The 10,838-nt window shown below is 67.3% G+C and carries 12 protein-coding genes and 1 pseudogene; 6 read left to right on the top strand and 7 right to left on the bottom strand.

Features of this window, described 5'->3' with window-relative positions; genetic code table 11:
- Positions 1-7: 7 nt before the first annotated feature.
- The 3 genes and pseudogenes from HF886_RS13575 to HF886_RS13565 form a co-directional block, all read right to left on the bottom strand.
- The gene (locus HF886_RS13575; protein WP_169652581.1) at positions 8-934 is read right to left on the bottom strand and encodes an AEC family transporter; all 927 of its coding nucleotides are present in this window, start codon (positions 932-934) and stop codon (positions 8-10) included.
- Positions 935-1,478: 544 nt separating this feature from the next.
- Positions 1,479-1,736 carry a 30S ribosomal protein S18 gene (rpsR, locus tag HF886_RS13570; protein WP_072699716.1) on the bottom strand — a complete coding sequence of 86 codons (258 nt, stop codon included), beginning with the start codon at positions 1,734-1,736 and terminating at the stop codon, positions 1,479-1,481.
- Positions 1,694-1,883 (bottom strand): annotated as a pseudogene (locus HF886_RS13565) (hypothetical protein); the annotation flags it as partial. The gene rpsR and the pseudogene HF886_RS13565, both read right to left, overlap by 43 nt.
- Positions 1,884-1,973: 90 nt before the next feature.
- Between HF886_RS13565 and HF886_RS13560 the strand changes: the two are divergent.
- From HF886_RS13560 to HF886_RS13535, 6 genes are all read left to right on the top strand, one after another.
- Positions 1,974-2,663, top strand: coding sequence for a response regulator transcription factor (locus tag HF886_RS13560; protein ID WP_169621450.1), 690 nt, complete (start codon positions 1,974-1,976; stop codon positions 2,661-2,663).
- A gap of 8 nt (positions 2,664-2,671) precedes the next feature.
- A complete protein-coding gene (locus HF886_RS13555) occupies positions 2,672-4,072 on the top strand; it encodes a HAMP domain-containing sensor histidine kinase (protein ID WP_169652580.1) in 1,401 nt (466 codons plus the stop codon).
- A 158-nt stretch (positions 4,073-4,230) separates the two neighbouring features.
- Complete coding sequence (locus HF886_RS13550) at positions 4,231-5,502, top strand: trypsin-like peptidase domain-containing protein (RefSeq protein WP_169652579.1); 1,272 nt, start codon at positions 4,231-4,233, stop codon at positions 5,500-5,502.
- An 85-nt stretch (positions 5,503-5,587) separates the two neighbouring features.
- Entirely contained in the window at positions 5,588-6,085 is a 498-nt protein-coding gene (locus HF886_RS13545) for a MogA/MoaB family molybdenum cofactor biosynthesis protein (RefSeq protein WP_206037042.1), read from the top strand.
- 816 nt (positions 6,086-6,901) lie between these two features.
- Complete coding sequence (locus tag HF886_RS13540) at positions 6,902-7,615, top strand: MspA family porin (protein ID WP_169652560.1); 714 nt, start codon at positions 6,902-6,904, stop codon at positions 7,613-7,615.
- A gap of 53 nt (positions 7,616-7,668) precedes the next feature.
- The gene (locus HF886_RS13535; protein ID WP_169652559.1) at positions 7,669-8,307 is read left to right on the top strand and encodes an MspA family porin; all 639 of its coding nucleotides are present in this window, start codon (positions 7,669-7,671) and stop codon (positions 8,305-8,307) included.
- 86 nt (positions 8,308-8,393) lie between these two features.
- Here HF886_RS13535 and mscL read toward each other — a convergent pair whose 3' ends face one another.
- From mscL to HF886_RS13515, 4 genes are all read right to left on the bottom strand, one after another.
- Entirely contained in the window at positions 8,394-8,828 is a 435-nt protein-coding gene (mscL, locus tag HF886_RS13530) for a large conductance mechanosensitive channel protein MscL (protein WP_169652558.1), read from the bottom strand.
- Between the two features lie 165 nt (positions 8,829-8,993).
- Positions 8,994-9,716: an SAF domain-containing protein gene (locus tag HF886_RS13525; RefSeq protein ID WP_169652557.1), complete on the bottom strand. Its 723-nt coding sequence runs from the start codon at positions 9,714-9,716 to the stop codon at positions 8,994-8,996.
- Positions 9,717-9,811: 95 nt separating this feature from the next.
- Positions 9,812-10,132 carry an FmdB family zinc ribbon protein gene (locus HF886_RS13520; protein WP_169652556.1) on the bottom strand — a complete coding sequence of 107 codons (321 nt, stop codon included), beginning with the start codon at positions 10,130-10,132 and terminating at the stop codon, positions 9,812-9,814.
- Between the two features lie 84 nt (positions 10,133-10,216).
- Entirely contained in the window at positions 10,217-10,819 is a 603-nt protein-coding gene (locus HF886_RS13515; RefSeq protein ID WP_169652555.1) for a 5-formyltetrahydrofolate cyclo-ligase, read from the bottom strand.
- Between the last annotated feature and the right edge of the window lie 19 nt (positions 10,820-10,838).

Below are 10,838 nucleotides of genomic sequence, written 5' to 3'. Positions count from 1 at the left end.
CCGCTACTCAGGCCAGCAGGCTCGCGACGATGCCGATCGCGGGTATCGAGGCGAGGGTGGTGACGAGCGCCGCGTCGCGCGAGAGGACCATTCCGCGCCCGTACGCGCTCGCGTAGACGAAGACATTCTGGGCGGTGGGGAGGGCCGCGACCACGACGACGGCGAACAGCGCGTGCCCGTCGAGTCCGAGCAGGTAGCGGCCCATCGCGTACGCGAGCAGCGGTTGCACGACGATCTTGAGCACCGACGCCAGTGCGACGTCCCGTCGCGGGCTCGTACCCTTCTCGAGCACTCGCACGCCCTGCAGCGACAGTCCGAACGCGAGCAGCGCGCCGGGCACCGAGGCTCCTCCGAGCAGGTGGAACGGTTGCAGGATCGCCGCGGGCACCGTCCAGCCGCTGACCGCGACGGCGAGTCCGGCGGCACCCGCGAGAACGATGGGGTTCTTGAACGGGGCCGTGAGTGTGTCGAGTCTGGACGCTCCGGCACGCATCGTCGACAGATCCAGCATCGTCAGGGCGATAGGGGAGAGCACCACGATCTGGAAGAGCAGCAGGGGAGCGACGAACGAGGCGTCGCCGAGAACGAACACCGCGATGGGGATTCCGAGGTTCGCGGAATTGACGTACCCGGCGCAGAGTGCGCCGATGGTGAGTTCGGGTACGGAACGTTTCAGCCACAGGGCTGCGATGACGAAGTACGCGATGGCGACGACGAACGCGGTGGCCGCGGCGACGTACAGGTTCGGGGAGAAGATGACCGCCAGGTCGGACGTGGCGAGCGCGTCGAACAGGAGGGCGGGAGTGGCCACGAAGAATACGAGCCGGCTGAGTACGGTCTGCGCTTCGGCGCCCAGCGTTCCCCGGCGTCCCAGCACGAATCCGATCGCGATGATGACGAAGATGACGGTGAACCCCGCGACCACGCCCGACACCGATTCACCCACTCGTACGAAGCTCTCCACCGGGCGCGTCACGCCCGGCGAAAAAGGTTACCACCGGTAACGGTTCGGTCCGGTTCTGCTGCCGCAACTCCGGGGCAGGGGGCGCGAGCACGTGGAGCCGCCGACGGCGGGCGTGAGCCCGCCGTCGGCGGGGTGTCCCCGACAGCCTGCCCCCAGTGGGGCAGCGGACGGGGTGAATGCCCCCGGTCGTCATGCGCGGGAAGGCTCGGTGTCGGTGGGGACTGGTGAGCCGTCGCGCTATAGGGGGCACTCCGCTGAAACGATCCTCTGTCCTCCCCGGCAGTGCGATTCGTTCCAGCGAACAAAAACCTATCCGGGAATCGGGCCAGGTGCCAACAGGAGTTCCCGAAATTTGGGCGAAATGCAGGCGGTTTACCCGTGTGGCGATGATAATGCCCAGTTTGCCCGATTTACCGCTCGGACGTGGGGTCGGCGCCGAACACCGTCCGCGCATACGACGACCGCCCCTCCCGTGACTACGGAAGGGGCGGTCGTCGGAATCTGCGGCGTGCGCCTACTTGCTGCTGATGTAGGGGAGGAGAGCCATCTCGCGCGCGTTCTTCACCGCGATGGCCACCTGGCGCTGCTGCTGCGGGGTCAGGCCGGTCACGCGACGGCTGCGGATCTTGCCGCGGTCGGAGATGAACGTGCGAAGCAGGTTCACATCCTTGTAGTCGACGTAATCGATCTTTGCCGCGAAGAGGGGATTCTTCTTGGGCTTGCGTCCCTCTACGGCACGCGACTTCTTGGACGGTCCTCGCTTGACTGCCATATCTCGCTCCTCACCAGCTCGACTTTGTGGACGCCGGGTATTTCCCCGCGGTGGGCGACTTCACGTACGCCCTCGTGAGAGCCCGAACTTCCGCAGGTGGCCGCGCGGGCGGCCGTCCGCAGCGTCTCGATTGAGCAATCTTACCGGACGCAACGAGCAGGGCAGACCGCAGTACGATTCCGGCCGCACGGCACGCCCCTCAGTCAATTCTCAGCGGTCCGGTCCACACTGAGAACCATGCGCATCTTGGTGGTCGACGACGACCGGGCAGTGCGGGAATCGCTGCGCCGCTCTCTCAGCTTCAACGGATACACCGTCGACCTCGCGTCGGACGGACAGGAGGCGCTCGAACACGTCGTGGCGTCACGGCCCGACGCCATGGTGCTGGACGTGATGATGCCGCGCGTCGACGGCCTCGAGGTGTGCAGGCGTCTGCGCAGCACCGGCGACGACCTGCCGATCCTCGTCCTCACCGCCCGCGATTCCGTCTCCGAACGGGTGGCGGGACTCGACGCCGGAGCAGACGACTACCTTCCCAAGCCGTTCGCACTCGAGGAACTGCTCGCCCGCCTGCGGGCACTGCTCCGCCGCGCCACCCCGGACCCCGACGCGTCCGCCGAAGAAACGATGCGGTTCGAGGACCTCACACTCAACGCCGCGACCCGCGAGGTCACCCGGGGCGACCGCCGGATCAGTCTCACCCGCACGGAGTTCGCCCTGATGGAAATGCTGATGGCGAACCCGCGACGAGTGTTGTCGCGCAGCCGGATTCTCGAGGAGGTGTGGGGATACGACTTTCCCACCTCAGGTAATGCTCTCGAGGTCTACGTCGGCTACCTGCGCCGGAAAACCGAGGCCGGGGGTGAACCCCGCCTGATCCACACCGTGCGCGGTGTCGGGTACGTGTTGCGCGAGACCGCACCGTGAAGTCGAAGATGCGGCCGCCGATGCTGCTGACGCGGTCGGTGCCCCTGCGCACCCGCGTCACACTGCTCGCGGCAGGCGCTGTCGCCCTCGCCGTGGCGGTCACCTCGATCGCCGCATATGCCGTCGTGGCCCGCGCGCTGTATTCCGACGTCGATCAGCAACTTCGTGCCCGCGCCGAGGCGCTGGTCGAGTCGAGCACGCTCATCACCTACGACCCGCGATACATCGGTGGCGCCCAGCTCTACAGTTCCGACATCAGCGTTGCGCTGATCTACAGCGACCTGAGCCGGTACGTCCCGCCCGGATCGTCGGTTCCGATCGGCGAACCGGAGCTGGCCGTGGCGGAGGGCGAGCGCGAGTCGTCGTTACGGACGGTCGACCAGCAACGCGTCCTCGCCCAGCGCATGCCCGGCGGCAGCACGGTGGTCATCGCACAACGGCTGCGGCCCACCGTGGAAGTGCTGAACCGGATGGCGAGCGTGCTCTTCGTCGTCGGTGGGTGTGGCGTCGTGCTGGCCGCGGCCGTGGGAGCGACCGTGGGCCGGACGGGCCTGAGACCGGTCGCGCGGCTGACGGCCGCCGCCGAGCGGGTCGCGCGCACCGACGACCTGAGGCCGATCCGGGTGAGCGGACACGACGAGCTGGCGAGGCTCACCGAGAGTTTCAACATGATGTTGCGGGCGCTCGCCGAGTCGCGCGAACGGCAGAGCAGGCTGGTCGCGGATGCGGGACACGAGCTGAAAACGCCGCTGACCTCGCTGCGCACCAACATGGAACTGCTCATCGCGGCCAGTAGACCCGGTGCGCGGAGTCTGCCCCCCGAGGACATGGCAGAGCTTCGCGAAGACGTCGTCGGGCAGATCGAAGAGTTGTCCACGCTGGTCGGGGACCTGGTGGATCTTGCGCGCGAGGACGCGCCGGAGGCGGTGTTCGAGGCCGTGGACATCGCGGAGGTGGTCGATCGGAGTCTCGAGCGGGCACGACGACGACGGACCGACGTGGTCTTCACCGCGGTCACCGAGCCGTGGTACGTGTTCAGCGACCACGCCGCACTCACCCGAGCGATGGTCAACGTCCTCGACAACGCGGCGAAATGGAGTCCCGCCGGAGCAGAGGTGTTCGTGCGGATGCGGCAGATCGGCCCCGGCCTGATGGAAATCACTGTGGACGACGCCGGCCCAGGCATCCCGGAAGAAGAACGCGAACTGGTTTTCGAGCGTTTCTACCGCGCGACGAGCGCTCGCTCGATGCCGGGCTCGGGCCTCGGCCTGGCCATCGTCCGGCAGATCGTCATGAAGCACGGCGGCACCATCGCCGTCGACCGTTCGGAGCGAGGTGGGGCGCTGATCCGCATTGTGCTGCCGGGAACCCCCGATCTCGGTGACGACACCGGGACCGACCGGGCGTAGCGGACCGGGCCGTCGCGGACTGACAGGGATTTAGGAGCCGAATATTAAGCCGGTTCTCAGATGAGCAGTCCATCCTGGGAAGCGGACGCCGAAGCGCCACCGCGCTTCGGGCGACCGGACGCTCGTCCTGGTGCTCGAATCGGATGAAGGCGATGACCATGAACGATGACCCCACCCGCGGCGCAGGTTCGCCGCAACCGCACCCCTATGGGCAAGGGCAGCCCACCGGTCCGTACGGGCCGGCGCAACCGACGGGCGCTACCGGCCCGGGCCAGTCGCCGGGGCCGTACGGCCCGGGTCAGCCCACCGGCCCGTATCCACAGGGGCCGTACCCACAGCAGACCCGGGGCACGGGGCGTATGCCCGGCCGTTCGGCGCTGGCGGTCGGCGCGATCGCACTCGCGATCGTCAGTGGCGGCATCGGTGGGGCAGTAGGCGCGTGGGCGGTCAAGGATTCCGGTGGCGGTACCGCGGTGGTCAACTCGCTCGATACGCCCGCGGAGGAGAACGTCACGGTCGTCGAGGCACCCGAGGGCAGCGTCCAGGCGGTCGCCCAGAAAGTGGTGCCGAGTGTGGTGCGGATCGAGGTGATGGGTCGCAACAGCAGCGGTGAAGGCTCGGGCGTCGTTCTCTCCTCGGATGGGTTGATCCTCACGAACAACCACGTCGTCGAGGGTGCGGGCGGCGGAGGACAGCTCACGGTGTACTTCTCCGACGGCACCTCGGCTCCCGCGACGATCGAAGGGGCCGATGCCGTCTCCGATATCGCCGTGATCCGGACCGAGGGCCGCAACGATCTCACCCCGATCGAACTGGGCAACTCCGACAACATCCAGGTGGGACAGGAAGTCGTCGCCGTCGGTTCACCGCTCGGGCTGGAGAGCACGGTCACCGCGGGCATCGTCTCCGCACTCGAACGGCCGGTGTCCACCAGTGGGCAGACGGGTAACCAGAGTTCGGTCATCGACGCGATCCAGACCGACGCCGCGATCAACCCGGGGAACTCGGGCGGCGCGCTCGTCGACATGGAGGGGCGTCTCGTCGGGATCAACACCGCGATCGCCACGGCCGGGTCGCAGTCCGGATCGATCGGGCTGGGCTTCGCCATCCCCGTCAACCAGGCTCGTCGTATCGCCGATCAACTGATCGATACCGGGACGGCGCAGCACGCCGTCATCGGCGTCCAGGTGCCGTCCCAGAGCCAGGACAACGGCGCGCGTGTCGCCGAAGTGGTCGCGGGCGGGCCTGCCGAGCGTGCGGGAATTCCCGCCGGCTCTCTCATCGTCAAGGTCGACGATCGGGTCATCACCGACGGTGATGCGCTGATCGCGGCGATCCGTTCGCATGCTCCTGGCGAGACGGTGAAGATCACCTACCAGGATGCGAACGGGAACCAGAACACCGTCGATGTCGAAACGACGTCGGGGTAGAGCGGCGAGGAGCCGAAAAATGGACATAGCTCACAATTCTGCGCATGCAGCGCGTCCGCCGCAGCCGCGAACTACCGTGGGTGTCATGGAACTCGAAGACCTGAGAATCGGCCGCGCCCTGGTCGTCATCGTCGACGACCGGGTCTCCCACGGGGACAGCCCCGACGCGGCCGGTCCGCTCGTCACCGAGCTGCTGGTGGAAGCCGGATACGCGGTGGACGGTGTGGTTACGGTCGCGGCAGACGAGGTCGAGATCCGCAATGCACTCAATACCGCCGTGATCGGCGGTGTCGATCTGGTGATCTCGGTGGGTGGCACCGGTGTCATGCCCCGTGATGTGACTCCCGACGCCACGGCCGACGTCCTCGATCACGAGATCCGCGGCATCACCGAGGCGCTACGTGCGTCCGGTCTGGCGTCCGGCAATGTGCATGCCGGATTGTCGCGCGGGCTCGTGGGGGTGTCCGGCTCGACGCTGGTCGCCAACCTGCCGTCGTCGCGCGCCGCGATCAGGGACGGCATGGCGACGTTGCTGCCGCTGGCGGCACATGTGATTCAGGAATTCTCGCGAGTGGAGGAGTAGGACCATTTCGAACGACGAGTCGTGCGGGACCCCCGCCGACAACGCAGCCGATCGGCCTGCGTCACCGTCCCCGAGCCGCGCCCGGATCGACCGGGCGCGGCTCGCGCGCATCTTCGGCGACGTGCTTCCCGAGACCACCCGTGACGAACGGGGCGGAGGGGAGGAGAGGCGAGAAGGTGGGCGCGATTCCGACGAATGGCTGCGTCAGCAAGTGCCTCCACACCACGGACATGTGTGATCTACCTCACGTTGGTGAGGCTCACCTTACTCTGAGATGAACCCGTTATAGGCGGCAACGAAACGTTCCCGAAACATTCCGTTCGGTTCGCGTCCTCGTTCACCACCAGGCAGATCCTGTGCCCCCCGACACAATCCCGAGAGGTTTCTACGTCGCCTGCCCGGGGAATCCCCACTCTCACCTGCTGAAACGCATTCTCGCCCGGACTCGTCTGTCCGGGAGGCACGAGAACGCCGTCACATTCGCCCGTTGTGGGCGCGAGTACAGACAGCCTCGTGGAGCGACGGGCTCACAGCCCCGAATGTCCGGCTCGCATGAATCTCTAGCCGTTGCCCCGCGAAAGGTCACGGTCTAATCTCCCTCTCAGGTTCGATCAGGTCGCGGAGAGGTCTCACACACCGGCTCTTCGATCTCGAATCGGTAACGCAAAACCGTGTGGACGATTGACGCACCGAACGCACCGGCGGGCACTCCGGCGGTGCGTTCGCTGTGGAGAACGCCTTCGCGGGCGACGAGGGCGACCAGCAGTGCCGGACGCGGGTGCGCCACCCGGCACTCAGAGAACGGATGAGGCATTCATGAAGATTCAGACGCGACGCGGTTTCAGAGCCGCCCGCAACGCCACGGTGGCGGCGGCCGCCGTGGCCGGTCTGGTTCTCGGATCGACCGGCGCCGCGAGCGCAGAGGTCAACGACCAGAACCGGATCGTCTCCGACGGCAACGAAGTCATCGTCACTCAGGAGGACACCTTCATTCAGGGTGTGCCCCCGATCGGTGGCAGCCCCCTGAGCCGTGAGTGGTTCCACAACGGGCGTGGTCTCGCAAACATCGTCGGCCCCGACGCCGCCGATTTCGAGGGCACGACCTTCCAGTTCGGCTACCAGGTCGCATGGTCGGCGTCGATCGACGGCTCGATCGGCTTCAGCTGGAGCAGCCCGCAGCTGGAGGCCTCGGCCACCACGACGTTCGTGCCGGTCCTGGATGACGAAGGCAACCCGGTCGAGGTCGACGGCGTTCAGGTCTACGCGCCCGAGGTCGGCCCGATCGACACCACGGTCAGCGACATCCTCCCGCAGGCCACCGCGGCCGTGGAGCTCACCCCGGCACCCGGGATCGAAGAAGTCGTGGTCGCCGAAGGCGAATTCGACGGCGACTTCAAGGAAGTTCAGATCGCCAACGTTCACGGTGCCGCCACCGGCGTCATCGGCCCGGTCTCGCTGCGTCCGTTCGTGCGCGCCATCACCGCGAACGGCGACAACGTCACGACCTACGGCCAGGTCTGGACCCTCTGAGTCCTGCACTGCCCATCCCACCAGTAGTACCCACCACCAAAAACGGAGTAATCATGGGAATCAAGTCGCGTGGCTTCAAGGCCGCCCGTAACGCCACTGTGGCCGGTGCCGCCGTTCTCGGTCTGGTCCTCGGTGCCTCCGGTGCCGCTTCGGCCGAGGTCAACGATCAGAACCGCATCGTCTCCGACGGCCTCGAGGTCGTCGTGACGCAGGAAGACACCTTCATCCAGGGCGTTCCGGCCCTCGGCGGAAGCCCGTTCAACCGCGAGTTCTTCCACAACGGCCGCGGCACCGCCAACATCCTCGGTGAGGGTGCAGCCGACGCGGAGGGCACCACCTTCCAGTTCGGTTACCAGTTCGCATGGGCCGGCAGCATCGACGGCGCCATCGGCGTCACCTACTCCACTCCCGGCCTCGAGCTCGGCCTCGATCCGACCACTGTGGTCGACGCTACGGTCACCGACATCCTCCCGCAGGCATACGCCGAGCTCGAGCTGACCCCGGCTCCGGGCATCGAGGAGCTCGTCGTCGCCGAGGGCGAGTTCGACGGTGACTTCAAGACCGTTCAGTTCGCCAACGTCCACGGCACCGCTTCCGGCGTCCTCGGCGCTGTCCAGGTGCGTCCGTTCGTCCGCGCGATCACCGCGAACGGCGACAACGTCACCACCTACGGTCAGGTCTGGACCGTCTAAGTAGACGTCCGGCAGCTGCCGAACCGCACCACAGGCTGGGCCCACTCGGAAATCCGAGTGGGCCCAGCCTTTTTCGTGCGGAAGGTCTACGACAGATCCGGCGTGGACCGGGTGTGCCCGCCGCCCTGGCCCGGCGTGCCGGCCTGCGCTTCGAGGATGTCGCGGATCTGGATGAGCAAATCTTCGGCACTCGCCTCTTTGTCCGCCTCCTCGGTGACGAACTTCTTCTTCGCCGCGTTGGCGGGAAGGATGAGCACGAAGTACACGACCGCGGCGATGATGATGAAGTTGATCGCGGCCGTGATCACCGCACCCACGTTGATGAACGTGGTCGGATTGTCGGCGAGGATCTGGAAGCCCCAACCCAATTCGTTGTCGCCGCCCAGCGCGGCGATCAGCGGCTCGATGACGTATGTCGTGAAGGCGGTGACGATCGCGGTGAACGCTGTTCCGACCACCACCGCGACGGCGAGGTCGAGGACGTTACCCCGGAGGAGGAAGTCCTTGAAGCCTTTAAGCATGGTGCTCTCCTTCGTGCAAGGGTTCCGGCGACGAGCGCGGGCACGTGCGGTGGATCACATCCACAGGCTGACGATAAACCGGCCGGGCGTTCGGTATGGCCGTCTCAGGCAGTTCGGTGCCGACCGCACTCGGGTGCGCCGACAGTCCGGGACCGGCCCGCGGGCTCAGTGCAGCGTCACCGTCAAGGCACTGACCAGCGACGCGGCGGCGACGGCCGTGGCCTGATCCGGTTCGAGCGCAACCAGAATCACGCGCTCGTTCCGGTCGCCCGCCGAGTCGGCGCGCTGGGCCAGCACGACGATCGCACCCCTCGCGAGGACGTGCGCGTCGGGCACGGCGGCGTCCGTCGCACCCGCGACGGTCACGACGTCGACGAGGTCGCCTTCGCGGAGCAGTTCGCCCACTCCGGCGTCCGCGAGGCGGATCGGGACCACGCGCGCGTCCTGGACGCCGGTGGCCGCGGACGCGAGGCGTGGGCCCACCAGACGGGCGTCGACGAGGGTTTCCCCGGCGGGCACGGGGCCGGCGAGCGTGTGGCCCACGGCATTCGCGAGGTCGGTGAGTGAACCTGCGGCGAGACCGGAGGCGTCGCGCTCGGAGAGGGTGAGGTCGTCGGCGGTGAGTGCTCGCCCCGGGCTCAGGTCCCGTGCGGCCACGACCACGGGCACGCGTTCGGTATCCGGATCACCGCGCAGCGCAAGGACTGTCGCGAGAACGGCGAGAACTCCTGCGCCCACCTTCCGGGCGGTACCCGCACGTGCCCAGCCCGGCCGGAATCGTTCGGCAATCCGGTCGGGAAGGGTCGGCTGGAGCGAGGAAGGGCCGGACGGACGGCCGCGCCCGGGTGGAGTGAACCGGGGCGGAAACGACAACGGACCGACGGGCATGTGCCGACGCTATGCGTTCGGATCTGCCCGCCGGTCTCGCGAAGAGGTGTGCCCGGCGTCCTGGGGATGTGCAGGGCGCCTGGGGAGAACCCCGATCAGCTCGCTGCGGCGGCCGGGGTCGAGGACGTGCTCGCCGACGACGTGCTCGTCGAGGAAGAGCTCGACGAGGAGGCAGCCGGTGCCGACTCGGAGGTGCTCGACTTCGAGTCGCTCTTCGCGCTCTCGCTTGCAGTGCTGCCGCTGCGGGAGTCGGTGCGGTAGAAGCCGCTGCCCTTGAACACGATCCCGACCGAGTTGAACAGCTTGCGCAGCTTGCCGCTGCACTCCGGGCACTCGGTCAGGGAAGCGTCGCTGAACGACTGCACAATGTCGAACTTGTTGTCGCACGCCGTGCAGGCATATGAGTAGGTGGGCACCGCTTGATCCTCCGCCAGTTCGTCGTACCGCGGTATTCGTCAGACCGCAGCTTTGGCACTCTATCGCCGACAGTGCCAACAACGCTAGCGGGTGTGTTGTTCCGCACGGTTGCCCGCACCGAGGCGTACCAGCCCTTTCTCCGGGGTGAGTGCCCAGCCCATGCGGATGTCGTGAGGATCCTCGGGCAACTCTGTGACAAGTTCGTCGTCGCGTACGACGGCGACGATCCTCGCATCGGGCGACGCCAAGTGGAGAGTCCGGTCGTAGAAGCCCGCGCCCCGGCCCAGTCGCACGCCCCGGACGTCGACAGCGAGTGCGGGTACGAGCACCGTGTGCGCGTCGCCGACCGTCTCCGGCGGAAGCACGTCGCCGGCGGGTTCCCGTAGCCCGAAACTCGCTGCGACCAGCGAAGACTCGCCGCGATACTCCGCCCACGAGAGCGCCGACCCCTCACGGGTCACCGGCACGAGGACGGTGACACCGGCGGCGACCAGCGCGTCGAGAAGCGCTGTCGAACCGGGCTCCGAACCCACGGGAACGTACGCGCAGACCGTCGAGCCTGCGGGGGCCAGGGATGCGGCCGTGCGCGCGAGTGCTTCGTCTTCGACGTGGCGAAGATCGCTTTCTACGCGGTGTCGCGCGGAGATAATCCGGGTACGCCAGAGTGCTTTGGAAGTGCGGGCCATGCGGGTCGCCTTAAGATCA

Source organism: Rhodococcus sp. 105337, from assembly GCF_012844225.1.
Classification (GTDB): domain Bacteria; phylum Actinomycetota; class Actinomycetes; order Mycobacteriales; family Mycobacteriaceae; genus Rhodococcus.
Note: the sequence above shows the minus strand (reverse complement) of the source record. Positions and strands in the feature narration are given on the sequence as shown.